This window comes from Amycolatopsis iheyensis, from assembly GCF_024703995.1.
GTDB lineage: Bacteria > Actinomycetota > Actinomycetes > Mycobacteriales > Pseudonocardiaceae > Amycolatopsis > Amycolatopsis iheyensis.
On record NZ_JAMXQV010000011.1, the window covers coordinates 95,090 to 120,235 of the forward strand.

Sequence of the window (25,146 nt, forward strand, 5' to 3'; positions counted from 1 at the left end):
TCGGACCAGCACAGAGGCCGGCAGCGCAGCAATGAGGTCGTCCGACTGTCAGGACGTGCGGGACCATCGCGGTCGAGCGCGAGCTAACCTCGTGGTAGCGCCCGGTGATCCGCCTGCCACGAGACCGGCCAGGCGACCGAAGGCCGCAAACGTCGGGAGAGAGGGAATCCCTGACCCATGAGCACGAGTGCGAACGGCAACGGCGCTGGTCACGGCTCGCTCGCCGCAACCAGGCCGACCGAGGTCAGCAAGCTGGACCGGGTGGTCATCCGGTTCGCGGGTGACTCCGGTGACGGCATGCAGCTGACCGGTGACCGGTTCACCTCCGAGGCCGCCGCGTTCGGCAACGACCTGTCGACCATGCCGAACTTCCCCGCCGAGATCCGCGCACCGCAGGGCACGATCCCCGGCGTCTCGAGCTTCCAGGTGCACTTCGCCGACTACGACATCCTCACCCCCGGCGACCGGCCGGACGTGCTGGTGGCGATGAACCCGGCCGCGCTCAAGGCGAACCTGGCCGACGTCCCGCAGGGCGGGACGATCATCCTCAACACCGACGACTTCATCAAGCGCAACCTGACCAAGGTCGGCTACGCCACCGACCCGCTCGACGACGACACCCTCGCCGCCTACCAGGTGCACCGGGTCGCCATGTCGACGCTGACCCAGGGCGCGCTCGCCGAAACCGGCCTCGGCAAGAAGGACGCCGAGCGCTGCAAGAACATGTTCGCGCTCGGCCTGCTGTCCTGGATGTACCACCGGCCGACCGAGGGCACCGAGCGGTTCCTGCGCGAGAAGTTCGCGAAGAAGCCGGACATCGCCGAGGCGAACATCCTGGCCTTCCGGGCCGGCTGGAACTACGGCGAGACGACCGAGTCGTTCGCGACGACGTTCGAGGTCGCGCCGGCGAAGCTGGAGCAGGGCACCTACCGGCAGATCACCGGCAACACCGCGCTGGCGTACGGGCTCGTCGCCGCCGGGCAGCGCTCGGGGCTGCAGATCCTGCTGGGCACCTATCCGATCACCCCGGCGTCGGACATCCTGCACGAGCTGTCCAAGCACAAGAACTTCGGCATCATCACCTTCCAGGCCGAGGACGAGATCGCCGGCATCGGCGCCGCGCTCGGCGCGTCCTACGGCGGCGCGCTCGGCGTCACCTCGACCTCCGGGCCGGGCGTGGCGCTGAAGTCCGAAGCCGTCGGCCTCGGCGTGATGGTGGAGCTGCCGCTGGTCGTCGTCGACGTCCAGCGCGGTGGTCCGTCGACCGGGCTGCCGACCAAGACCGAGCAGGCCGACCTGCTGCAGGCGATGTTCGGCCGCAACGGCGAGTCGCCGGTGCCGATCGTCGCGCCGCTGTCCCCCGCGGACTGCTTCGACGCCGCGATCGAGGCGACGCGCATCGCGCTGAAGTACCGCACGCCGGTGCTGCTGCTGTCCGACGGCGCGATCGCCAACGGCTCCGAGCCGTGGCTGATCCCGGACGTCGAAACGCTGCCGGACCTGCGGGTCGAGTTCGCCCAGGAGCCCAACGCGGACAACGACTCCGGCGAGTTCTGGCCGTACGTGCGCGATCCCGAGACGCTGGCCCGCGCGTGGGCGATCCCGGGCACGCCCGGGCTGCAGCACCGCATCGGCGGGCTGGAGAAGGCCGACAAGACCGGGCACATCTCCTACGACCCGGACAATCACGACAAGATGGTCCGCCTGCGCCAGGCGAAGATCGACGGCATCGACGTCCCGGACGTCGTGGTCGACGACCCGAGCGGCGGCAAGGCCCGCGTGCTGGCGCTGGGCTGGGGCTCGTCCTTCGGCCCGATCGGCGCCGCGTGCCGGCGCGTCCGGAAGCTCGGGATGCCGATCGCGCAGGCCCACCTGCGTCACCTCAACCCGCTCCCGGCCAACCTCGGCGACATCCTGCGCAGCTACGACAAGGTCGTGGTGCCGGAGATGAACCTGGGCCAGCTCGCCCTGCTGCTGCGCGCGAAGTACCTGGTGGACGTCCACTCGCACACCAAGGTCGCCGGGCTGCCGTTCAAGGCCGAAGAGCTGCAGAACCTGTTCGCGGAGATCATCACCAGCGTCACTACGGAGGCGGCGAAGTAATGACCGCAATCGACATCGGACTCCCCACTGTCGGCGGCTTGGACCTTGTGCCCACCACCGACGAGCCGCAGAAGGCCAAGGACTACAAGTCCGACCAGGAAGTCCGCTGGTGCCCCGGCTGCGGCGACTACGTCGTGCTCAACGCGGTCCAGTCGTTCCTGCCGACGCTCGGCCTCAAGCGCGAGAACATCGTCTTCATCTCCGGCATCGGCTGCTCGTCGCGGTTCCCGTACTACCTGAACACCTACGGCATGCACTCGATCCACGGCCGCGCGCCGTCGATCGCGACCGGCCTGGCGACCACGCGCCCGGACCTGTCGGTGTGGGTCGTCACCGGCGACGGCGACGCGCTGTCCATCGGCGGCAACCACCTGATCCACGCGCTGCGCCGCAACGTGAACATCAAGATCCTGCTGTTCAACAACCGGATCTACGGCCTGACCAAGGGCCAGTACTCCCCCACCTCGGGGCAGGGCATGGTCACGAAGTCGACGCCGATGGGCTCGGTCGACACGCCGTTCAACCCGCTCTCGCTGGCGATCGGCGCGGAGGCGTCGTTCGTGGGCCGGGCGATGGACTCCGACCGCAAGGGCCTCACCGAGGTCCTCGAGGCCGCCGCGCAGCACCGCGGGTCGGCGCTGGTCGAGATCTACCAGAACTGCCCGATCTTCAACGACGGCGCGTTCGACGTCCTCAAGGACGCCGACGAGGCCGCCACCCGGCTGATCCCGCTGCGGGCCGGCGAGCCGATCCGCTTCGGCCCGGACCAGGAGTTCGGCGTCAAGCGCAGCGACTGGGGCGGCCTGGAGGTCGCGAAGGTCGCGGACATCGGCGAAGACAGCCTGGTGGTGCACGACCCGTCGATCGCCGACACGTCGTACGCGTTCGCGCTCTCGCGCCTGGGCGACCAGAGCCTCAACCACGTCCCGACGGGCATCCTGCGCCAGGTCGAGCGCCCGACCTACGACGACGGCGCCCGCGCGCAGGTCGAGCAGGCCCGCGCGGCCCGCACGCCCGACCTGCAGGGCCTGTTGCGCGGCAAGGACACCTGGACGGTCGCGTAGCTTTACTCGTCCCCGAAGGCCGCCACGCCCCGCGCGTGGCGGCCTTCGGCGTTTTCGGGCTTGCCAGAATTGGGACACGTGTCCTAAGTTTTGGGTCATGCGACCTTTCGTGTTCTTCGACGTCCGGACCACCGACGCGGACGGCAGCCGGGAGTTCTTCCGCGAACTGCTCGGCTGGGAGTCGTCCGGGCCCCTGCTGACCGACAACGGCACGCCCTGGGGCGGCCTGACCGAACTCGCCCCGGACGACGACCGCGCCCCGCAGTGGCTGCCCTACGCGCCGGTGTCCGATGTGGACTCCGCGGCGGCGAAAGCCGTGGCGCTCGGCGGAAAGGTCGTGCGCGAGCGGACCGACCTGCCGGTCGGCTCGCTGGTGGTCGTCACCGATCCCGGCGGCGCGGCCATGGTCCTGTTCCAAGCGGCCTGAAAAACGGCGAAAGGCCGCCCGGAGGCGGCCTTTCGCGTTCAGGAACTCAGGTGAGCGGCCGGAACCCGACCCGCTCGGCGTCCTCGGCGGTGCGGAACCACACCTCGGCCACCATCTTCGGGAACTGCGTGGACTCCTCGGTGCAGTACCGCAACGCCGTCACGCTCGCCTTGACCTCGAAGCCGTCGCTCGGCCGGCCGCCACCGGGCCGCGGCATCGCCGAACCTGGGCCGAACGGGCCGGGCGGCACCGAGTCCTCGTTCGTCTGGCGGGCGGGCGGCGGCTCGGGGGCCGACACCGCCGCGGCGGCCACGTTCGCCTGCACCGAAGGCTCGAACAGCGAGCCGCTGTGGGCGCCGGACAGCTCGGGGTCGCGCCGCTCGACCGTGCGCATCGACGGCTGGATCGGCTGCGGCGCGTCGAACCCGCCCCGCATGGACTCGCGCGGCTGGCGCTTCGGCAGCACCTGCGTCGCCTCGGCCGGCGTCTCCGGCGGCACGTCCGGCTCACTTTCGTCATCCCCGCCGAAGGCGTACTGCGGCGTCTCGTCCTCTTCGGACTCTTCGTGGCGTCCCGAACCCGCGTGCTCACTGAGGTAGCGCGTGCGCTCGACCGGCTCCTCGAACGCCGACCGCTCGGCCGGCGGCTCGTCGAACCAGTCCGGCGTGGACGCCGGTTCGTCCGGGCCCGGGGGCTGGAACAGCGAACCGGCGGCGGGCTCGGGGTCGAGCTGCTGCTCGAGCCGCGAGAGCGCCGGCGTGGCGGGCTCGGGCTCCTCGTCGGGCACCAGATACTCCGTCGCCGCGGCGCGGTACGGGTCCTCGGGCTCCGGCTCGGGCACCGGCGTCAGGAACTGGGTGGCCGCGGACCGGTACGGGTCGTCGGCCTCCGGCTCCGGCTCCGGCCGGAAGGCCTCCTCGGGCTCGGGCGCCGGCAGTGTCCCCGGCGGCACCTGCGAGTCGAGCTCGGCGAAGTCCGCGTCGATGTCGTCGTGGACGTCGTCGCGGTTGAGCGGCGCCGCGACGAGCGTGCCCGGGTAGGACATCTCCTGCCGGGTCGGCTCCGGCTCGGGCCGCGGTTCCGGCCGGGCGAACACCTCGGTGCCCGGCGCGGCCAGCCCGGCGGCGTTCGCCGGGGTCCGCGCGGCGTCGGCGTGGGCCTGCGCCAGCGAACTCTCCAGCTTGCGCACGTTCTTGCGGAGCGGCAGCACCAGCACCAGCCAGGTGAGCAGCACGCCGACGAAGAACGCCGCGAGACTCCACAGCCAAACCTGTCCGAAAATGGACATCTCTTTCCTGCCCCTGTTTAGTGCGTGCGCGCGACCAGGTAGTCGGCGACCGACTCGCACGCGTCCCGGGCGGGTGACGCGGGCAGCGCGGTGAGCTCGGCTCGCGCGCGCTGAGCGTAGTCGGAAAGGGTGACGCGCGCGCGTTCGAGTCCGCTACTCGCCCGCAGCAGCTCCAGCGCCTCCCGGACGAGGGCGTCGTCGGCGATCGGGCCGGAGAGCAGCTCGGTCAGCCGCGGGTCGGTCTCCGGGTCGGCCAGTGCGTACAGCATGGGCAGCGTCCGGACGCCTTCGCGCAGGTCGGTGCCCTGCGCCTTGCCGAGCTCGTCGGACGGCGAGGCGATGTCGATGATGTCGTCGGAGATCTGGAACGCGGCGCCGATGATCTCGCCGAAGCGCCGCAAGGCCCCGATGTGCTCCTCGGCGGCGCCGGACATCATCCCGCCGAACCGGCCGGAGGTGGCGATCAGCGAGCCGGTCTTCTGCCCGATCACGGTGAGGTAGTGCGCGACGGCGTCGTCACCCGGGCCGGGGCCGACGGTCTCGCGCATCTGGCCGGTGACCAGCTCGCCGAAGGTCTCGGCGATGATCCGCGCGGCGTCCGTGCCGAGGTCGGCGACCAGGCGGGAGGCGTGCGCGAAGAGGAAGTCGCCGGTGAGGATGGCGATGGTGTTGTCCCAGCGCGAGTTGACGCTCTCGGCGCCGCGCCGCATGTCGGCCTCGTCCATGACGTCGTCGTGGTAGAGCGTGGCGAGGTGCACCAGCTCGACCGCGGCGGCGGCGATCACCACGTGGTCGTCCTGCTTCGGGCCGAACTGCGCGGCGAGCAGGGTGAACAGCGGACGGAAGCGTTTGCCCCCGGCCTCGACCAGGTGCAACGCGGCGTCGTTGACGGCCTGGACGTCACTGCGGACGACGTCGCGAAGCAGCTTCTCGACGTCGGCCAGCCCGCCGGCGATGGCGCGCAGCAGGGCTTCGTCGTCGATCTGCAGGCCGACGGACGCGCGCAGGTCCTCGAGGGCGCCACCCGGCGCAGCGGGGAGGGATCCCGCCCCGGGGGCTGGGGAAGGCACAGACACGTCGGCTCCGCTCTACTCGTGCACCGGTCGGGTTATGCACTTGAGCGTAGTGGCTACCCCGCGCCGTCGTTTACCCGCTGTCCAGCGGAAACGGTGACGAACATGACACCTCAGCGGCGCCGGATCCGGATGTCGTCCAGGCAGGTCGAGCTGACGGTCAGGTCGCGGTAGGGGTAGCCCTCGCGTTCGAGCAGTTCCATGGCCATGAGCTCGGCCTGGTCGTGGGCGGTCCGCGTGGCGTCGTCACCCGCGGCGACGTCGATCGCGACCCGGAAGCTGAAGCCGCCGAGGTGGTGACTGTAGGTGAGCGTGCCGGTCTCGCTGAAGAGCTGACCGGGGAGGCCGTCCTCGGTCAGGGCGTCGAGCAGCTTTTGGCGGGTGGCCTGGGTAGGCCGGTCGAACTTGCCCCGGACGAGCACGCGGTAGGTCGGCATGCGCGTCAATGTACAGACCTGTATCCGGATACCGAAGGGATTATCCACCGGGTGGTTCATGATCCACGAAGGGGTGATCAGCGCTTTCGGGCGCAACGGACGACTCCGGCGGGCGGATATTCAGCTTCGAGGAAGAGCGTCGCTCTCCCCGTTCGACCAGGAGGACGCGACATGCGCAAGACCATCACGCTCGCCGGAACGGTGGTGCTGGCCGCTCTCGCCGTGGCAGCCCCGGCCCAGGCGGCCCCTCAGCCGGGAGTGGCCCAGATCGGCTCGGCGGAGTTCACGAAGTCGGGCTCGACGATCACGGTGCCGGTCCAGGGCAAGTGCTCGGTGGACGGCCCGACGACGGCAACGGCCCAGGTGGTGACGAAGACGGGCATCACGTTCGGCGGCGGAACGTCATCGTGCACGACAACGGTGACGGACCCGGCAACGGACGCGACGACGACCACGTCGAAGGCCACGGGCAAGAACTTCGAGCTGTCGGCGCTGGTGAGCGCGGGCGGGCCGCGCATCAAGCTGTCGACGTTCACGGTGACGTGCACGGCAACCCAGACCCAGACGAACGCGAACTGGAGCTACGGCGGGATGTCGGGTATCCCGAACCCCCCGAGCCCGGTCCCGGTCGGGTACGTGTCGCCGATCAAGAAGTCGAACGGAACGGTGCTGGCGAACGCGGTGTTCAACATCCAGAACCTGCCGGGTGACGGAAGCATCGGGTTGACGATGGTGAGGATCAACTTCCTGCCGGCTTCGGGGATCAGCGGCCAGGTGATCCTCGGCCACACATCCTGTTCACCGACGCCGTAGGTGGGTGTGCGAGGGCCGCGGCCGAGGGGGTCGCGGCCCTCGTTCTTTCCGGCTTTTCGGGGGTGGGAACCCTGGTAATGTGCTGGCCGTCAGATACGCAGGGTGCTCGGGGTGGAGCACACTGCTAGCTAGGGGAGAGCTGATGACGGGTGAGGTTTACGACCCGGGGACGCGACGGGCGCCATTGCACCCGATCGTGCCGGGGACGGGTTCTTATGGGGGTGAGCCTCATGCTGGCTCTGGTGGGGCCGGGTTCCAGTACGACGAGGCCACGCTTCGTGAGTTGATGCACGAGTGGAACGACCTGGCCAACGAGTTCGCCGAGGACCAGAACCAGGCCGCTTTGCTCCAACAGGCGAAGGGCCCAGGCACCGAATACGCGAGCGGCGGCAATGCCGAGCACGTGCGGGCTTCCGGCGATGCACTGCACGCAACGTTGGTTGCGCGTGAGGAGTACTGCCGCTCGATGGCCAAGAAGTTCGAAACAGCCTTGGGCAAGTACAGCACCACGGAAGACACGCATACAACAACCGTGAACCAGGCTGGGGGCAGTCTCTGATGCGACGCATCGTCATCGCACTGAGCACAGCGGCGCTGATCCTCACCGCCTGCACAACCACCACCGGCGGGTCCGCTTCCCCTTCGAACCCGACATCGGGTCCATCGTCAATACCCCCGTCCGCCGCTGGCTTGCCAGGCCCTGGGGTGCCGAAGGTCGAGAATCCGATCGATATCGGACGCTTCGCGCAAGCACCGTGTGACGCATTGACCGCCGATCAGGTCACGGAACTGTTGGGACCGGGCGTGACTCCCAAAACGGATCTGAAGGCGCCTGCCGGCCCAAGTTGCAGCGCTAATCCACCGCGGGTGACACAGGCTTCTGTAATAGTGATTTTTCCCCATGTGAGCGATCGCGGCCTGACCGGCGTCTACGAAGCTCAGTACCGGTTCTTCTTGCCGTTGGCTTCGGTGGACGGCTACCCGGTCGCCGCGTACGGGCTCGCCGACGATCGCGCCAGTCGCGGCAGATGCCAGATCGCTATCGGTACGAGTGATACACAGACTGTGGACATCGGGATTGGCCAGTCCGAGGAAAACATCGGAAAGAAGGATCCCTGCGAGGCAGCACGCGGTGTTGCTTCGTACGTCCTCGGCAACATTCGCGGAGCGAAGTGATGACTACACAAGGACCTCTGACCGCAGCACAGATCTACGAGCAGATTACGGGCGGGGAAGGTATCGGTTCTCTAGCCGATGCTCAAGACGGGGCGAGCAACCTGACCACCAGGATGATCGAGCGGGCTCAGCGCATCAGTGCCCTCCGCGCCAAGACCATGTCCGGCTGGCAAGGCGGTGCCGGCGACTCCGCCGCCGACGCGACTCTCCCGCTCGTTCAAGCCGCCGCTGATGATGCCGTTCATCTCAAGAATGCCCAGACTGCCGTTGGGGCTCAGATGGATGCCTTTGGTACTGCCAAGAACTCCGTCAAGCCCGTTTCCGCTCAGCCGCCGGAGCTTACTTCGGCCGATATTGTCGGTGGGCTCAGCGGTGATGGGTGGGAGCCCTTCAAGGCCAAGGTCAGCAGCTGGCAAGCCGACAGCCAGGCCAACATCGACGCCTTTGCCGCCTATCACTCCGCCAGCTCCACCAATGGTTACCAGATGCCCGCCCAGTACGCGCAGCTCGGTGACTCCGGGGCTCCTGTCTCCATGACCACTCCAGGGGACGGCACCCAGAGCAAAACCACCGGGAAGACCACCGGGAAGGCCACCGGCAAAAGCAGCACCGCCACCGATACCGGTCAATGGGCCCGGAATCCGAACCAGCCCCAGGTTCCCTCGCAGCAAAACCGGCAGGACGTCCAGCCGTCGCGAGAGCAACTTCAGCAGCAGGTTGCCGGCCAGACCCAGCAGCCGACCGGGCCCGGGCAGGGCCAGGACAGCACGCACGCCAACAACTACGTTCCCCAGCCCGTCAATCCGCCTGCCGCCCAGGGCGGGTATCAGTTCGGGCCCACCGGGCAGCCCGTCAGCAACCTCGGGGGTGGGAACACCTCCTACACCCCCTACAGCAACTTCGGGCCCGGCACCGGCGGCGGGTTCGGACCCGGAACAGGGCCCGGAACAGGGGCAACGACCGGGTACCGCCCAGGCCAACCCGGCATGCGCGGACCAGGCGCAGGACCGGGAACAGGGACAGGAACAGGGACAGGAATGGGAGCGGGGCGAGGAACAGGCGCAGGACCAGGCTCCGGCGCCCGCCTCCCCGAGGAACGCCTGGCAGGCCGGGGCGCCGCCGGGCAGCGAGGCGCCAACGGCATGCCCATGGGCGGTGCCCCGGGCGGGCGCGGCAACAAAGAAGAAGACCGCGAAAAGAAAAAAGCCCCCTACCTGCAAAACCCCGACCCGGACGAAACCTTCGGCGGCTTCACCGAAAAGCCCATGCCGCCGGTCATCGGCGAAAACCGGCGCTAGCGCACCACGACAAAGGGGAGGAAAACCGTGGTGCTCAAGGCAGAGTTCTCGCTGAACACCCTGCTGACCGCCATGCGCAACGTCGGCTGTGGCGACCCGCATCCCGTCTTCGCCGGCGGACTCCGCTACGTCCCGCCCGCCGGCAAAGGCAAAGCCGACCGTGAAGCCTTCGAGGAACTCAGCGAATACGGCTTCACCCAAGGCGACGGCTTCACGCCCGAATTCGAGGACGTCCTGCACCTCATCGACCGGCCCGCGCGGCAGCTCCACGGCTACGCCCGGGACATGACCGAACAATTCGGCATCCTCGTCGCCGTCAACGGGCGGAGTGCCGTGAGCGTTCTCTGCCGGGGTCAAAAAATCGAACTCACCGGCCTGACCATCGATCCCGTCGACGCGCTTGTCGCCGCCCTGCCGGTGTATCCGTCCGCCGACCTGAAAGCCTTCTCGCTTCCACAGGAGGACTTCCGGAAACCACCGGAAAGCGACATCTTCGACGACGCCCCCGCCCGCAGCCGCGAAGCGCAGGAGCTCGACGCGATCCTCCAGCAGCCCTACTACGGCATCGGACAGCTCTACTCCGACGACCGGGACCAGACCCTCAGCTACCTCGACCTCGACGCCGGACGCGTCGGCATCACCCTCGCCGACGGCTACATCAGCGTTCTGCCCGGCGATCAGATCGCCCGGACCATGAAATAGGGCCGCCACCCCCCGGAAAAACAGGGAGTGGCGGCCCGGAAAACAAACTCAAGAAGCGAAACCGCCCGCGCCCGCCCACGAAAGAGCGAAGGCCGGGACCAGGCCCAGGATCAGCGTCACCGCCGTGCCCAGGAAGATCGCCGTCCCGGTGCCGAAGCCCGGGACCGTCACCGAGGGGCCGTCCGCCGCCGGCTCCGAGAAGTACATCAGGACGATCACCCGGAGGTAGAAGAACGCCGCCACCGCGCTGAACACCAGGGCGATCACCACCAGCGGGGCCATTCCGTCCGACAGGGCCGCCGAGAACACCACGAACTTCCCGACGAAACCCGATGTGAGCGGGATACCGGCCAACGCCAGCAGCAAGAACGTGAACACGCCGGCCACCAGCGGCGACCGCTTCGCGAGACCCGCCCACGCCGAGAGGTGCGTTGCCTCGCCCGAGGAGTCGCGGACCAAGCTGATCACGCCGAACGCCGCCATCGTCGTGAAGCCGTACGCCAGCAGGTAGAACAGCGTGCTCGACAACCCGTCGCGCGTCATCGCGATCGCGCCGATCAGCAGGAAGCCCGCGTGCGCGATCGACGAGTACGCGATCATCCGCTTGACGTCCGTCTGCGTCAGGCCCAGCACCGCGCCGATCACCATCGAGATGATCGCCACGCCCCACAGCACTCCGCGCCATTCCCACGAAGTCGACGAGAACGCCACCGACAGCACCCGCAGGATCCCGCCGAACGCCGCGACCTTCGTGCACGCCGCCATGAACGCCGTCACCGGCGTCGGGGCGCCCTGGTACACGTCCGGGGTCCACGTGTGGAACGGGCCCACCGACCCCTTGAAGAGGAGGCCGACGACCAGCAGGCCGAGCCCGGCGAACAGCAGCGTGTCCGAGCGGTCCGAACCCGCCGCCGCGGCCGCGATGTCCGCCAGCTTGATCGAGTTCGCGTAGCCGTACAGCAGCGCCAGACCGTAGAGGAAGAACGCCGAGGAGAACGCGCCGAGCAGGAAGTACTTGACCGCCGACTCCTGCGACAGCAGCCGGCGACGCCGGGCGAGACCGCACATCAGGTAGAGCGGCAGCGACAGCACTTCCAACGCGATGAACATCGTCAGCAGGTCGTTCGCCGCGCAGAACGCCATCATGCCGCCGAGCGCGAACAGCGTCAGCGGGAACACCTCGGTCTGCATGACCGTCGCCGTCTGCGCGCGGTCCTGCAGCGTGCCCGGGCGGATGCCGGCCTGCGCGACCAGCGCGCCGCCCGGCTCCACCACGCGGTCCGAGATCAGCAGCACCGCGCCGAGCGCCAGCGCCAGCAGCGTGCCCCAGAGGAACAGCGCCGGCCCGTCGACCGAGATCGCCCGGCTGAACGTCGTGATGCCGCCCGCCGGCGCGTCCCCGGTCGCGTACACGAACAGGCTGACGCCCGCCGCGACGATCGCCAGCAGGCTCAGGCCCACCTGGGCGCCGAACCGCGAGGCCTTCGGGAAGAACGCCTCCACCAGCACGCTCACGCACGCCGCGCCGAAGATGATCAGCACCGGCAGCACCGCGGCGTAGGCCACCGACGGCACCTGCACGGGCGGCTCCGGTGCCTGGGTCAGGAGGATGTCGAGCACGGTTACTTGCCTCCCTGGACCGCGGACAGCGTCTGCTGCACCGTCGGGGTGACTGTGTCGAGCACCGGCTTCGGGTAGAAGCCGAGGAAGATGATCAGCACGACCAGCGGCGCGAGCAGGGCGATTTCCTTACCGCCGAGGTCGCGGATCGCCTTCTTCGCGCCCAGCTCCGGCGCGATCGCCGTGCCGGGACCGCCACCGACGCCCACCAGGGCGTCCCCGCGGACCGGGCCCTGCATGACGCGCTGGTAGAGCCAGAGGACGTACGCCGCGGCGAGGACCATGCCGACCGTGGCGAGGATCGTGTACACCGGCTGGTCCACATAGGACCCGATGAGCACCAGGAACTCCGAGACGAAGGAGTTGGTGCCCGGCAGGGACAACGTGGACAGACCCGCGAGCAGGAACAGCCCGGCCAGCAACGGGGTCACCTTGGCCATGCCGCCGTAGTCCGAAATGCGGGACGAGCCGCCGCGCGCGATCACCAGGCCGATCACCACGATCAGCATGCCGGTGGCCAGGCTGTGGTTGAGCATGTACGTCGCCGAGCCGACCATCGCCTGCTCGTTGAACGCGAAGATGCCCAGCGAGATGAACCCGAAGTGCGCGATGGACACGTAGGCGATGAACCGCTTCATGTCCCGCTGCCCCGCGGCGAGGATCGATCCATAGAGGACACCGACCACCGAGAGCACCAGCACCAGCGGGGCGAGGGTCTTGCTCGCGTCCGGGAACATCGGCAGGCAGTAGCGCAGGAAGCCGAACGTGCCGACCTTGTCCAGCACGCCGACCAGCAGGACGGCGACGCCGATCGGCGCCTCCCCCGCCGCGTCCGGCAGCCAGGTGTGGAACGGCACCAGCGGCGCCTTGATCGCGAAGGCCAGGAAGAACCCGAGGAACAGCCAGATCTGCGTGTGCAGCGGCGCGTCGCGCACCACTGTCACCAGCGTGGCCCAGTCGAACGTGCCCTTGCCGAGCTTGTCCGACGCCAGCGAGTACGCCCCGATCGCCGACGCCAGCATGATCAGGCCGCCGAGGAACGAGTAGAGGAAGAACTTCACCGCCGCGTACTGCCGGTTCGCGCCGCCGTAGCCGCCGATCAGGAAGTACATCGGGATCAGCATGATCTCGAACAGCACGTAGAACAGGAAGACGTCGGTCGCGGCGAACACGCCGATCGTGAGCGCCTCCTGCAGCAGGATCAGCGACAGGAACCCGCCCGCGCTGCGCCCCGCCGGGAGCTTGTCCATGGTGCCGAGGCCGCCGACGACGATCGGCACCAGCAGCGCGATCACCGCGATCATGATCAGCGAGATGCCGTCGGTGCCGAACGCGATGTGCACCCCGAAGCTCGGGATCCAGTCGAAGCTCGACGTCATCTGCAGCCGCGCGCCCGAGGGCGAGTAGCTGAGCCAGAACGGGATGATCAGCAGGAACTCGAGGATCGAGAACCCGAGCGCGGCCAGCACCGCGGCGCGGTCGTTCCCCTTGAGGAACGCCAGCACCAGGGAGCCGGCGAGCGGCACCAGGATGAGGATGAGCAACCAGGTCATCAGGAGAACCTCACCAGCAGGAGAGCCGCCAGAAGCAGGAACGTGCCGCCCAGCATCGACAGCGCGTAGGACCGGACGAACCCGGTCTGCAGCCGCCTCAGCCGGCCGGAGCCGCCGCCGAGGGAGGCGGCGAGGCCGTTGACCGCGCCGTCGACGCCGCGGTTGTCGACGAACACCAGCGCCCGCGAGAGCCAGGTGCCCGGGCGGGCGACCAGCGTCTCGTTGAGGGCGTTGCCGTAGAGGTCCTTGCGGGCCGCGCGGGTGACGAACGAGACCCGCTGCGGCTGCTCGACCGGGACGTCACGGCGGAAGATCAGCCACGCGACCACGGCGCCGACCAGCGAGACCGCGACCACGATGCCGGACATGAGCCACTTGTTGATCGCCAGGTGCTCTTCCGGCGCCTCGCCGACCACCGGGGCCAGCCAGGTCACGAAGGACTTGTTGAGCGTGAAGAGCCCACCGGCGAAGATCGAGCCGAGCGACAGGATCACCATCGGCACCCACATGATCGGCTTGGACTCGTGCGGGTGGAACTCACGTCCGTCGGCCGACTTGAGCTCCTTCCAGCGTTCCTTGCCGAAGAAGGTCATCACCATCAGGCGGGTCATGTAGAACGCGGTCAGCCCGGCGCCCAGCAGCGCGGCGCCACCCATGACCCAGCCACGCCAGCCCTCCTGCGCGAAGGCCGCTTCGATGATCGCGTCCTTCGTCCAGAAGCCGGACAGCAGCGGGAACCCGATGAGCGCGAGGTAGCCGAGGCCGAAGGTGACGTAGGTGATCGGCATCTTCTTGCGCAGACCGCCGAACTTGCGCATGTCGACTTCGTCGTTCATGGCGTGCATGACCGAACCGGCACCGAGGAACAGCCCGGCCTTGAAGAAGCCGTGCGCCACCAGGTGCATGATGCCGAGCGCGTAGGCGGCGGGGCCGATGCCGACGGCCAGCATCATGTAGCCGATCTGGCTGACCGTCGAGTACGCCAGGACCTTCTTGATGTCGTCGTAGGCGCAGCCGACGATGCACCCGAGGAGCAGGGTCACTGTGCCGACCAGCGTGACGATCAAGCGGGCGTCGTCGGTGGCGTTGAAGATCGGGTTGCAGCGGGCCACGAGGTAGACGCCTGCCGTGACCATCGTTGCCGCGTGGATCAGGGCCGACACCGGGGTCGGGCCCTCCATCGCGTCCGGGAGCCAGGCCTGCAGCGGGAACTGGCCGGACTTACCGCAGGCGCCCAGCAGGAGCAGGATCGCCATCGCGGTGATCGCCGCCGGCGAGAACTTGCCGTCGCCGATCGCCTGGAAGACCTGCGCGTAGCCGGTCGAGCCCGCGTACTTGAACATGATGAAGATGGCCAGCGCGAGCCCGACGTCACCGACGCGGTTCATCAGGAACGCCTTCTTCGCCGCGGTCGCGGCGGACGGGCGGCCCTGGTACCAGCCGATGAGCAGGTAGGACGCGAGACCGACGCCCTCCCAGCCGAGGTACAGCGTCACGAAGCTGTTGCCCAGCACCAGGATCAGCATCGAGGCGACGAAGAGGTTCAGGTACGCGAAGAAGCGGTACCGGCCTTCGTCGTCGGACATGTAGCCGATCGAGTAGAAGTGGATCAGCATGCCGACGCCGGTGATGAGCAGCACGAACGTCAGCGACAGCGCGTCGACCCGCAGGCCGAAGTCGATCTGCAGCGCGCCGGCCGGGATCCACGAGTAGAGCTTGGTGTCCGTCGTGGTGCCCGTGTTCGCGGTGAAGAACAGGATCAGCCCGTAGACGAAGGCGAGCGTGACGGTGGCCGTTCCGAGCAGATGCCCCCAGGCCTTCGCGCGCTTGCCCATGAGCAGCAGGACGAGCGCGCCGAGGGCAGGGAGGGCCACCAGCAGCCACGATGATGCGGTCACTCGGTGTCTCCTAGTACTTCAGCAGGTTGGTGTCGTCGACCGAGGCCGAGCGCCGGGTGCGGAAGATGGCCATGATGATCGCCAGGCCGACCACGACCTCGGCGGCCGCGACGACCATGACGAAGAACGCCATGATCTGGCCGTCGAGCCCGCCGTTGATCCGCGCGAAGGTGACCAGCGACAGGTTCACGGCGTTGAGCATCAGCTCGATGCACATGAACACGACGATCGCGTTGCGCCGCACCAGCACGCCGACCGCGCCGAGCGCGAACAGCAGCGCCGACAGCAGCAGGTAGTACGTCGGGGTCATTCCTTCTCCCCTTCCGAAGCGACCAGCGCGTGCGCGTCCGGGTGCGGTCCCTCGTCCTTGACGAGCTTGCGCTCCTTGGCCAGCTCGATCGCCGAAGTCGACTCGATGATGTCCGACAGCGACTCCGGGGCGACCGAGCCGTCCGGCAGCAGCGCCGGCGTCGCCACCGAGTTGGCGGTGGCGAAGACACCCGGGCCGGGCAGCGGCGACGGCCGGTCGTGCTCGCCGCGGAAGCGCTCGACGACCAGTTCCTTCTGCGTCTTCTTGCCGCCCTTGCCGTGCCGGTCGGTGAAGGCCAGCACCATCGCGCCGATCGCGGCGGTGATGAGCAGCGCCGACGTCAGCTCGAACGGGAACAGGTAGTCGGTGAAGATCAGCTTGCCGAGGCCCTTGGGACCGCCGCCGGCCGACGTCGTCGAGTCGAGCGGGGTCGCCGGGGTGACGTTCTCCATGGCCCGGTAGATGCCGGTCGCCAGCAGCGCGGCGATCCCGATGCCGAGCACCGTCGCCGCGAGCCGCTGTCCACGGAGGACTTCGACGACCGAGTCGGAGCTTTCCCGGCCGACCAGCATCAGCACGAACAGGAACAGCATCATGATCGCGCCGGTGTAGACGATGATCTGCGTGAAGCCCAGGAACGGCGCCGACTGGATCATGTACAGCGCGCCCAGGCTCAGCATGGTCAGCACCAGCCACAGCGCCGAGTGCACGGCGTTGCGGGAGAAGATCATGCCGAGCGCGCCGAGCAGGGACAGCGGCCCGAGGATCCAGAACGCGATGGCCTCGCCGGTCGTGACACCGGCGGCGGCACCCGTCGGGGCCTGGGCGAGAAGCGCGGAGATCACTTGACGCCCTCCCCGCGCGCGAGTTCGGGGCCGTTCACGTAGTAGTCCTGCTCGTTCTCGCCGAGCCGCATGGGGTGCGGCGGCTGCTCCATGCCGGGCAGCAGCGGGGCGAGCAGGTCTTCCTTCGTGTAGATCAGCCGCTGGCGGTCGTCGTCGGCCAGCTCGTAGAAGTTGATCATCGTCAGCGACCGCGTCGGGCACGCCTCGATGCAGAGGCCGCAGCCGATGCAGCGCAGGTAGTTGATCTGGTAGTCCGCGCCGTACCGCTCGCCCGGCGAGTACCGGGCCTCCTCGGTGTTGTCACCGCCCTCGACGAAGATCGCGTCCGCCGGGCACGCCCACGCGCACAGCTCGCAGCCGACGCACTTCTCGAGGCCGTCCGGGTGGCGGTTCAGCTGGTGCCGGCCGTGGTAGCGCGGGGCGGCCGGCGCGCCGGCCTCCGGGTACTCCTCGGTGGCGACCTTCTTGAACATCATCCCGAAGGTGACGCCGAAGCCCTTGACGGGATCAAGAAACCCCATCTTGCGCTCCTTCCTGTGCGGTACCGACGGCCGCCGGCTTGCGGCGGGCCGCCTTCGCCTCGGCCTTGGCCAAAGCCTTCTGACGCGGGGTGGTCTGCGGGACCTTGAGGTCCAGCGGCGGAACCGGGAAGCCGCCGCCGGTCACCGGGACGACTTCGGTCTCCTCCTCGCGGCCCGAAGCGCGGACGTAGAGGAAGAGCGCGACGACGATGAAGAGCGCGACCGCCGCGATGATGATGGCCGGGACGTTCCAGGAGATCGTCTTCGCGAAGGTCACCAGGACGATCCAGACCAGGTTCAGCGGGACCAGGACCTTCCAGCCCAGGCGCATGAACTGGTCGTAGCGCAGGCGGGGCAGCGTGCCGCGCAGCCAGATGAACCCGAAGAGCAGGACGAACATCTTCGCGAAGAACCACAGCACCGGCCACCAGCCGGTGTTGAGGACGTTGTTCCCGATCAGCGACAGCGGCCACGGGGCCATCCAGCCGCCCAGGAACAGCGTCGTCGCGAACGCCGAGACGATCACCATGTTGACGTACTCGGCGAGGAAGAACATCGCGAACTTCATCGAGCTGTACTCGGTGTGGAAACCGCCGACCAGCTCCGACTCGGCCTCCGGGAGGTCGAACGGGGCGCGGTTGGTCTCGCCGACCATCGAGATCAGGTAGATCACGAAGCTCGGGATCAGCAGGAGGAACCACCAGCGCTGCTGCGCGCCGACGATGTCGGCCAGGTTCAGCGAGCCGGCCTGCAGGATCACCGCGACGATCGAGAGCCCCATCGCGATCTCGTAGGAGATCACCTGCGCCGCGCTGCGCATGCCGCCGAGCAGCGGGTACGGCGAGCCGGACGACCAGCCGGCGAGCACGATGCCGTAGACGCCGATCGAGGAGCAGGCCAGGATCACCAGCGCGCTGACCGGCAGGTCGAGCAGCTGCAGCACGGTCCGTTCGCCGAAGATCGACACCACCGGGCCGAACGGGATGGCCGACAGCGCGATCAGCGAGGGCACCACGCACATGACCGGCGCGAGGAAGTACACCTTGCGGTCGGCCGTGTCCGGGATGATCTGTTCCTTGAACGGCAGCTTGATCGCGTCCGCGAGGGACTGCAGGTAGCCGCCGGGGCCGACGCGGTTGGGGCCGGGCCGGTTCTGCATCCGGCCGACGGCCTTGCGCTCCCAGACGATCAGGAAGATCGTGAAGATCGGCCCGATCAGCAGGATGACCACGCACTTGATCAGGATCAGCCAGAACGGGTCGTCCGCCAGCAGTGCCGCCCGCGTGGCCGCGTCCGGGACACTGCCCACAGCGGCCTCGGTAACCAACGGTGTCACTGTTCACCCCCAGCGAGGTTCACCACGGCGCCGTGCCCGGCGCCGAGCGTCTTGAACACGGCGGAGCCGTCGGAGTTGCCCGGCAGCCACACGACGCCGTCGGGCAGGTCCGCGACCTCGATCGGCAGCGTGATCGCACCGCGCTCGGTGCTCACCTTGACGGTGGCGCCGAGGCCCGCGGCGGTCGTCGCGGACAGCCGCGCGACCGGCCTGCGCTGGGTGCCCTTGAGGTGCGGCTCGCCGTCCTGCAGGGACCCGTTGTCGATCAGCTGGCGCCAGGTCGACAGGACCGCCTGGCCGGCAGCCGGGGCCGCCGTGGCCCCGCCGGTCTCGGCGGCGACATAACCCCAGGTCAGTGCCGAAGCCTTGCCGAGCTTCTCGAAGTCGCCGCGCGAGGCCGCCGGCGTCTGCGTGAACAGGTCCGCGTCCATCTCGACGGCGAGGGTGTCGAGCACCCGGCAGTCCGGCAGGGCGCCGGTGCCTTCGAGGGTGACGTCGAACGGGCGGGTGCGGCCCTCCCAGTTCAGGTAGCTGCCGGCCTTCTCGTCCGACGCCGCCACCGGGAGCACGACGTCCGCGCGCTCGGTCACCGCGCTGTGCCGCAGCTCGAGGCTGACGACGAAACCGGCGTTGTCCAGCGCGCGCAGCGCGAGGTCCGGGTCCGGCAGGTCGAACGGGTCGACGCCGCCGACGACCAGGCCGCCGAGCTCGCGGCCCGAAGCGGCCTTCAGGATGCCGGTGGTGTCGCGGCCCGGCGTGGCCGGAACCGGGACGCCCCAGGCGTTTTCCACGGCGACGCGAGCGGCGTCGTCACCGACGCGGCGGCCGCCCGGCAGCAGCGTCGGCACGCAGCCGGTGGCCAGCGCGCCGCGGTCGCCGGCGCGGCGCGGGATCCACGCGAGCCGGACGCCGGTGCGCTCAACCAGCTCGTGCAGTGCGGAGAACAGACCGGGCACCTGCGCGGCACGCTCGCCGACCAGGACGACCGCGTGCTCGCCGCGCAGGGCCTCGTCGAGGTCCGGCGCGTGCTTGGCGATGCCTTCGATGGCCGCGGCTTCGGCGCCGGGGACGCAGGCGAGCAGCTCGCCGAACGTCTTGCGCACCGACGACGTCGTCCACTGTCCCAAGTGGACGACTCGGGTGCGGTTCTTGCGGGCCGCCTTGCGCAGCCGCAGGAACACGATCGGCGCCTCGTCCTCGGGCTCGAAGGCGACGCACAGGACCGTGCGGGCCCGCTCGATCTCGGCGAAGGTGACGCCGGACTCCGGCGTCACGCCCACGACGTGCGAGGTGAGGAACGCGAGCTCCTCGGCCGAGTGCGGGCGGGCGCGGAAGTCGACGTCGTTGGTGCCGAGGGCGACGCGGGCGAACTTCGAGTACGCGTAGGCGTCCTCGACGGTCAGCCGGCCGCCGGGCAGGACGCCGACGCCGCCGTTGGCGCGGGCTTCGGTGAGCCCGGCCGCGGCGATGCGCAGCGCGTCGGTCCAGGACGCCTCTTCCAGCTCGCCGGTCTCGGTGTTGCGGACCAGCGGGCGCCGGATGCGGTCCTCGGCGCCGGTGTAGCGGAAGGCGAAGCGGCCCTTGTCGCAGAGCCACTCTTCGTTGACTTCCGGGTCGTCGCCGGCCAGCTTGCGCTGGACCTTGCCGCGGCGGAAGTCGGTGCGCTCGGCGCAGCCGGACGAGCAGTGCTCGCAGACGCTCGGCGCGGACACCAGGTCGAACGGGCGCGACCGGAAGCGGTACGCCGCGCTCGTCAGGGCCCCGACCGGGCAGATCTGGATGACGTTGCCGGAGAAGTAGGACTGGAACGGCTGGCCGCTGGTGGTGCGGGAGGCCAGGTCCAGGACGTCCGCCGTCTCCGCGGTGCCGATCTGCTGGTGGGCGCCGCGTTCGAGGAGCTCGATGAACGGGTCGCCGGCGATCTCGCGGGAGAACCGGGTGCAGCGCTGGCAGAGCACGCAGCGTTCGCGGTCCAGCAGCACCTGCGAGGAGATCGGCAGCGGCTTCGGGAACGTCCGCTTGGTGTCGACGAACCGGGAGTCCGTGCGGCCGTGCGCCAAGGCCTGGTTCTGCAGCGGGCACTCGCCGCCCTTGTCGCAGATCGGGCAGTCCAGCGGGTGGTTGATGAGCAGCAGCTCCATCACACCCTGCTGGGCCTTGTCCGCGACGCCGGACGTCAGCTGGGTCTTGACGACCATGCCGTCGGCGACCGTCATCGTGCAGGACGCTTGCGGCTTCGGCATCGGCCGGCCGCCCATCTCGACCTCGACCAGGCACTGGCGGCAGGCGCCGGCCGGGTCGAGGAGCGGGTGGTCGCAGAACCGCGGGATGACCGTGCCGAGGCGCTCGGCGGTGCGGATGATCAGCTCGCCCTTGGGGGCGATGACCTCTTCGCCGTCGATGACCAGCTTGACGTGGCCTTCGGGGACCGGCGTCTCGGTGGTCTCGGGCTTGTCGGGGGCGATCGTCATGATGCCTGCGCTCCCACCAGTTCACGCTTGTTGGACTCACACAGGGCGAGGAACTCGTCCCGGAAGTACTTGATGCCGCTCTGGATCGGCGACACCGCGCCGTCGCCGAGGGCGCAGAACGACCGGCCGAGGATGTTGTCGCAGACGTCGAGGAGGGTGTCGATGTCCTCCTCGGTGCCGTGGCCCTCGACCATGCGCTCCAGGATCTGCGCCAGCCAGTACGTGCCTTCGCGGCACGGCGTGCACTTGCCGCAGGACTCGTGCTCGTAGAACTGGGTCCACTTCATCACGGCCCACGGCACCGACACGGTCTCGTTGAAGACCTGGACGGCGGTGGTGCCCAGCATGGAACCGGCTTCCGCCGCGCCTTCGAAGTCCAGGGGAACGTCGAGGTGCTCGGCGGTGAACATCGGGGTGGACGAGCCGCCCGGGGTCCAGAACTTGAGCGGGACGCCGTCCTTCATGCCGCCCGCCATGTCGAGCAGCTCGCGCAGCGTGGTGCCGAGCGGGCACTCGTACTGGCCGGGCTTCTCGACGTGGCCGGAGATCGAGTAGATCTTCGGGCCGGGCGACTTCTCGCGGCCCATCTCGCGGAACCAGCTGGAGCCGCCGTTGACGATGAACGGCGCGCTCGCGATGGTCTCGACGTTGTTGACCGTGGTCGGCGCCGCGTACAGGCCGGCGGCGGCGGGGAACGGCGGCTTGAGCCGCGGCTGGCCACGACGGCCTTCCAGCGAGTCGAGCAGCGCCGTCTCTTCACCGCAGATGTACGCGCCCGCGCCCGCGTGGACGGTGATCTTGAGGTCGAAGCCCGACCCCAGGATGTTCTCGCCCAGGTAGCCGGCGGCCTCGGCTTCGCGCACGGCCGCGTTGAGGCGGCGGATGCAGTGCAGCGCCTCGCCGCGGACGTAGATGAAGCAGTGGTTGGACCGCATCGCGTACGAGGCGATGATGCAGCCCTCGATGAGCGAGTGCGGGTCCGCCATCATCAGCGGGATGTCCTTGCAGGTGCCCGGCTCGCCTTCGTCGGCGTTGATCACCAGGTAGTGCGGCTTGTCGAAGTTCGGCGGCATGAACGACCACTTGATGCCGGCCGGGAAGCCCGCGCCGCCGCGGCCACGCAGGCCGGAGTCCTTGACCAGCTGGACGAGCTGCTCCGGCGTCCCGGCCAGGGCCTTCCGGACGGCGGTGTAGCCCTCGAGTGCCTCGTACGTCCCGATCTGCCAGGAGTTCGGCGACAGCCAGCGCTTCGTGAGGACCGGGGTAATGGGGTCAGCCATTACTTTTTCTCCACTTCTGGCAGCGGGACATCCTGCGCGACCGGGGCGACCCAGCCGCGGTCCTGGGCGAGCTTCGCGCCGCGCAGCGTCTCGACGGCCTGCGACGGGCCGTCGATGTCCGTGCGGTACTGGCGCTCGTCCTCCGGGAAGAACCCGGCGAGCTGCAGCTCGGCGCCCTTGAAGTTCGTCAGCGGGGCGCCGCGCGTCGGGGCCGGCTTCTTGCCCGCCTGCAGCGCGTCGACGAGCGCGACGGCCTTCTCCTCGGTCTGGTTGTCGAAGAACTCGTAGTTGACCTGGATGACCGGCGCGAGGTCGCAGGCCGCGAGGCATTCGGCGTGCTCGAGGGTGATCGAGCCCGGCTCGTTCGGCGTGCCCGCGGTCTCGTTGTGCCCCAGCGGTTCCCCGTCCGAGCCGAGGTGCGTCTGGAGCTTCTTGTAGATCGCGTCGCCACCCATGGCCGCGCAGAGCGTGTTGGTGCAGACGCTCACGAGGTGCTCGCCGCACGGCTTGCGCTTGTACATCGTGTAGAACGTCGCGACCGCGCTGACCTCGGCGTCGGACAGCTCGAGCTGCTTCGCGCAGAACGCGATGCCCTCCTGGCTGACGTAGCCCTGCACCGACTGCACGAGGTGCAGCATCGGCAGCAGCGCCGAGCGCGACTGCGGGTACCGCGCGATCAGGTCCTGCGCCCGGCCGACGACACCTTCGTCGAAGATGTCTTCCAGCGGCGCCTCGGTGAGGATCCCGGCAGCCACTTCGGGGTCGGGCGCGATGGCGATCACGTCGGTGTCGGGCCCGGCCGCGGCGTGCGTCGTCGCGGCGTCCTTGGCGCCCGGCTCGGGAACTGCTGTGGTCATCGGTCCACTCCCCCCATGACGGGGTCGATCGAGGCGATCGCGGCGATCACGTCCGCGACCAGGCCGCCTTCGGCCATTGCGGGCATCGACTGCAGGTTCACGAAGCTCGGTTCGCGCACGTGGACCCGCAGCGGCCGGGTGCCGCCGTCGGAGACCAGGTGCGCGCCCAGCTCGCCGCGCGGCGACTCGACCGCCGTGTAGACCTGCCCGGCCGGCACCTTGAAGCCCTCGGTGACCAGCTTGAAGTGGTGGATCAGGGACTCCATCGACTGGCCCATGATCTTCTTGACGTGCTCGAGCGAGTTGCCCATGCCGTCGCTGCCGATGGACAGCTGCGCGGGCCAGGCGACCTTCTTGTCCTCGACCATGACCGGGCCCGGCTCGAGCTTCTCCAGGCACTGCTCGATGATCTTGAGGCTCTCGTGCATCTCGTGCACCCGGATCAGGTAGCGCGACCAGCAGTCGGCGCCGTTGTCGACCGGGACGTCGAAGTCGAACTCGTCGTAGCAGGAGTACGGCTCGGTCTTGCGCAGGTCCCACGGCAGGCCGGCGCTGCGCAGCACCGGGCCGGTGACGCCGAGCGCGAGGCACGCGTCAACCGGCAGGTAGCCGACGCCCTTGAGCCGGTTGCGCCAGATCGGCTGCCCGGTGAAGAGCTTGTCGTACAGCGGAAGGCGTTCCTTCATCGTCTTGACGAATTCGGTGACCTTCTCGCGGTAGTCCTCGGGCATGTCCTGCGCGAGGCCGCCGGGGCGGATGAACGCGTGGTTCATGCGCAGGCCGGTCAGGTGCTCCAGCAGGTGGAGGACGACCTCGCGCTCGCGGAAGCCGAGCGTCATCGCGGTGGTGGCGCCGAGCTCCATGCCGCCGGTGGCGATGTAGACGAGATGCGAGCCGATGCGGTTGATCTCCAGCAGCATCACGCGCAGCAGCTCCGCGCGCCGCGGCGCCTGGATGCCGAGCAGCTTCTCGACGCCGAGGCAGTACGCCATCTCCGTCGACAGCGGGGCCAGGTAGTCCATGCGCGTCACGAAGGTGACGCCCTGGGTCCAGGTCCGGTACTCGCAGTTCTTCTCGATGCCGGTGTGGAGGTAGCCGATGACCGACCGCAGCTGCGTGACGGTCTCGCCCTCCATCTCCAGCACGAGCCGGAGCACGCCGTGCGTCGACGGGTGCTGCGGGCCCATGTTGATGACCATGCGCTCGTCGTGCGCCGCGTCGGCGATGACGTCGTCCCAGTCGCCGCCCGAAACCGAGTAGACGCGGCCTTCGGTCGTGTCGCGCGAGTCGGCTTCGGGAACTTCGGTGGTTTCGTCGTTGACAGTCACGAGTACGACCTCCGCTGGTCCGGCGGCGGGATCTCCGCGCCCTTGTATTCGACCGGGATCCCGCCGAGCGGGTAGTCCTTGCGCTGGGGGTGGCCGTCCCAGTCGTCCGGCATGAGGATGCGGGTCAGGGCCGGGTGACCGTCGAAGACGATGCCGAACATGTCCCAGGTCTCGCGCTCCTGCCAGTCCGCCGTCGGGTAGATCCCGACCAGGGACGGCAGGTGCGCGTCCTCGACGTCGAGGGTGACCTCGAGGCGGATCCGGCGGCGGTAGGTCAGCGACGTGAAGTGGTAGACCGCGTGCAGCCGCTGCGGGACGTCGACGCCGTAGTCCACACCGGACACCGAGGACAGCAGCTCGAAGCGGAGACCGCCGTCGTCACGCAGCACCTTCGCGATCTCGGCGAGCTTCTCGCGGGCGACGTAGAAGGTGATTTCGCCGCGGTCGACCGTCGTCTGGAGGATCGACTCGGCGGGGATCTTGTGGTCGGCCAGGGCCGCGTAGAACTCGTCGGCGAACTGGTCGAACCAGCCGCCGTACGGGCGCTCGGCCGGCGCGGGGCTGTAGGCCGGGAGCCGGACGCCGCCGTAGCCGGAGGTGTCGCCGGTGCCGTGGACACCGAACATGCCCTGGCGTTCGCGGCCGGTGACGACCGGTTCGGCGGGCCGGGTGCCCTGCGGCTCGAGGCCGCCTTCGGGGCGGTCGGCGCTGGACTGCTCTTCGCCGGGTTTCGGGTTCTCAGCCAT

General features: G+C 69.1%; 23 protein-coding genes. 8 read left to right on the plus strand and 15 right to left on the minus strand.

What is annotated here, in order from left to right; translation table 11 throughout:
- Nucleotides 1-177: 177 nt before the first annotated feature.
- From M8542_RS21245 to M8542_RS21255, 3 genes are all read left to right on the plus strand, one after another.
- Nucleotides 178-2,103, plus strand: coding sequence for a 2-oxoacid:acceptor oxidoreductase subunit alpha (locus tag M8542_RS21245; RefSeq protein ID WP_257921949.1), 1,926 nt, complete (start codon nt 178-180; stop codon nt 2,101-2,103).
- Nucleotides 2,103-3,167 (plus strand): 2-oxoacid:ferredoxin oxidoreductase subunit beta, encoded by a 1,065-nt coding sequence (locus M8542_RS21250; RefSeq protein ID WP_257921950.1) that lies wholly within the window; start codon nt 2,103-2,105, stop codon nt 3,165-3,167. The genes M8542_RS21245 and M8542_RS21250 overlap by 1 nt, the downstream gene beginning before the upstream one ends.
- Before the next feature lie 97 nt (nt 3,168-3,264).
- Complete coding sequence (locus M8542_RS21255; RefSeq protein ID WP_257921951.1) at nt 3,265-3,594, plus strand: VOC family protein; 330 nt, start codon at nt 3,265-3,267, stop codon at nt 3,592-3,594.
- Between the two features lie 46 nt (nt 3,595-3,640).
- On the opposite strand, the gene M8542_RS21260 is transcribed toward M8542_RS21255, so the two are convergent.
- The 3 genes from M8542_RS21260 to M8542_RS21270 all read right to left on the minus strand — a co-directional run bounded on the left by M8542_RS21260 (nt 3,641) and on the right by M8542_RS21270 (nt 6,392).
- On the minus strand, nt 3,641-4,882 hold the full coding sequence (locus M8542_RS21260; RefSeq protein ID WP_257921952.1) for a sunset domain-containing protein: 1,242 nt from the start codon (nt 4,880-4,882) through the stop codon (nt 3,641-3,643).
- A 17-nt stretch (nt 4,883-4,899) separates the two neighbouring features.
- Complete coding sequence (locus tag M8542_RS21265) at nt 4,900-5,952, minus strand: polyprenyl synthetase family protein (RefSeq protein ID WP_308210273.1); 1,053 nt, start codon at nt 5,950-5,952, stop codon at nt 4,900-4,902.
- Nucleotides 5,953-6,068: 116 nt separating this feature from the next.
- Nucleotides 6,069-6,392, minus strand: coding sequence for a DUF6204 family protein (locus M8542_RS21270; RefSeq protein ID WP_257921953.1), 324 nt, complete (start codon nt 6,390-6,392; stop codon nt 6,069-6,071).
- Nucleotides 6,393-6,563: 171 nt separating this feature from the next.
- On the opposite strand from M8542_RS21270, the gene M8542_RS21275 reads away from it, so the two are divergent.
- The 5 genes from M8542_RS21275 (at nt 6,564) to M8542_RS21295 (ending at nt 10,381) form a co-directional block, all read left to right on the plus strand.
- Nucleotides 6,564-7,205, plus strand: coding sequence for a hypothetical protein (locus tag M8542_RS21275; RefSeq protein ID WP_257921954.1), 642 nt, complete (start codon nt 6,564-6,566; stop codon nt 7,203-7,205).
- Between the two features lie 142 nt (nt 7,206-7,347).
- Complete coding sequence (locus tag M8542_RS21280) at nt 7,348-7,764, plus strand: hypothetical protein (protein ID WP_257921955.1); 417 nt, start codon at nt 7,348-7,350, stop codon at nt 7,762-7,764.
- The gene (locus M8542_RS21285) at nt 7,764-8,381 is read left to right on the plus strand and encodes a DUF3558 domain-containing protein (RefSeq protein ID WP_257921956.1); all 618 of its coding nucleotides are present in this window, start codon (nt 7,764-7,766) and stop codon (nt 8,379-8,381) included. The genes M8542_RS21280 and M8542_RS21285 overlap by 1 nt, the downstream gene beginning before the upstream one ends.
- Nucleotides 8,381-9,679, plus strand: a complete 1,299-nt coding sequence (locus M8542_RS21290; protein WP_257921957.1) for a hypothetical protein — start codon at nt 8,381-8,383, stop codon at nt 9,677-9,679. The genes M8542_RS21285 and M8542_RS21290 overlap by 1 nt, the downstream gene beginning before the upstream one ends.
- Before the next feature lie 27 nt (nt 9,680-9,706).
- Nucleotides 9,707-10,381, plus strand: coding sequence for an ESX secretion-associated protein EspG (locus tag M8542_RS21295; protein ID WP_257921958.1), 675 nt, complete (start codon nt 9,707-9,709; stop codon nt 10,379-10,381).
- Nucleotides 10,382-10,429: 48 nt separating this feature from the next.
- On the opposite strand, the gene nuoN is transcribed toward M8542_RS21295, so the two are convergent.
- The 12 genes from nuoN to M8542_RS21355 are packed head-to-tail and all read right to left on the minus strand — an operon-like array spanning nt 10,430 to nt 25,146.
- On the minus strand, nt 10,430-12,001 hold the full coding sequence (gene nuoN, locus M8542_RS21300; protein ID WP_257921959.1) for an NADH-quinone oxidoreductase subunit NuoN: 1,572 nt from the start codon (nt 11,999-12,001) through the stop codon (nt 10,430-10,432).
- 2 nt (nt 12,002-12,003) lie between these two features.
- A complete protein-coding gene (locus tag M8542_RS21305) occupies nt 12,004-13,554 on the minus strand; it encodes an NADH-quinone oxidoreductase subunit M (RefSeq protein ID WP_257921960.1) in 1,551 nt (516 codons plus the stop codon).
- Nucleotides 13,554-15,452, minus strand: coding sequence for an NADH-quinone oxidoreductase subunit L (gene nuoL, locus M8542_RS21310; protein WP_257921961.1), 1,899 nt, complete (start codon nt 15,450-15,452; stop codon nt 13,554-13,556). Before nuoL ends, M8542_RS21305 begins: the two co-directional genes overlap by 1 nt.
- Before the next feature lie 10 nt (nt 15,453-15,462).
- Nucleotides 15,463-15,762 (minus strand): NADH-quinone oxidoreductase subunit NuoK, encoded by a 300-nt coding sequence (nuoK, locus tag M8542_RS21315; RefSeq protein ID WP_003081840.1) that lies wholly within the window; start codon nt 15,760-15,762, stop codon nt 15,463-15,465.
- The gene (locus tag M8542_RS21320; RefSeq protein ID WP_257921962.1) at nt 15,759-16,607 is read right to left on the minus strand and encodes an NADH-quinone oxidoreductase subunit J; all 849 of its coding nucleotides are present in this window, start codon (nt 16,605-16,607) and stop codon (nt 15,759-15,761) included. Before M8542_RS21320 ends, nuoK begins: the two co-directional genes overlap by 4 nt.
- Nucleotides 16,604-17,128, minus strand: a complete 525-nt coding sequence (gene nuoI / locus M8542_RS21325; protein ID WP_003081846.1) for an NADH-quinone oxidoreductase subunit NuoI — start codon at nt 17,126-17,128, stop codon at nt 16,604-16,606. Before nuoI ends, M8542_RS21320 begins: the two co-directional genes overlap by 4 nt.
- Nucleotides 17,115-18,464, minus strand: coding sequence for an NADH-quinone oxidoreductase subunit NuoH (gene nuoH / locus M8542_RS21330; RefSeq protein ID WP_257921963.1), 1,350 nt, complete (start codon nt 18,462-18,464; stop codon nt 17,115-17,117). Before nuoH ends, nuoI begins: the two co-directional genes overlap by 14 nt.
- Entirely contained in the window at nt 18,461-20,935 is a 2,475-nt protein-coding gene (locus tag M8542_RS21335) for an NADH-quinone oxidoreductase subunit G (protein WP_257921964.1), read from the minus strand. Before M8542_RS21335 ends, nuoH begins: the two co-directional genes overlap by 4 nt.
- A complete protein-coding gene (gene nuoF, locus M8542_RS21340; protein WP_257921965.1) occupies nt 20,932-22,215 on the minus strand; it encodes an NADH-quinone oxidoreductase subunit NuoF in 1,284 nt (427 codons plus the stop codon). Before nuoF ends, M8542_RS21335 begins: the two co-directional genes overlap by 4 nt.
- A complete protein-coding gene (gene nuoE, locus M8542_RS21345; RefSeq protein ID WP_257921966.1) occupies nt 22,215-23,072 on the minus strand; it encodes an NADH-quinone oxidoreductase subunit NuoE in 858 nt (285 codons plus the stop codon). The genes nuoF and nuoE overlap by 1 nt, the downstream gene beginning before the upstream one ends.
- Nucleotides 23,069-24,400, minus strand: coding sequence for an NADH-quinone oxidoreductase subunit D (locus tag M8542_RS21350; RefSeq protein ID WP_257921967.1), 1,332 nt, complete (start codon nt 24,398-24,400; stop codon nt 23,069-23,071). Before M8542_RS21350 ends, nuoE begins: the two co-directional genes overlap by 4 nt.
- On the minus strand, nt 24,397-25,146 hold the full coding sequence (locus M8542_RS21355) for an NADH-quinone oxidoreductase subunit C (RefSeq protein ID WP_257921968.1): 750 nt from the start codon (nt 25,144-25,146) through the stop codon (nt 24,397-24,399). The genes M8542_RS21350 and M8542_RS21355 overlap by 4 nt, the downstream gene beginning before the upstream one ends.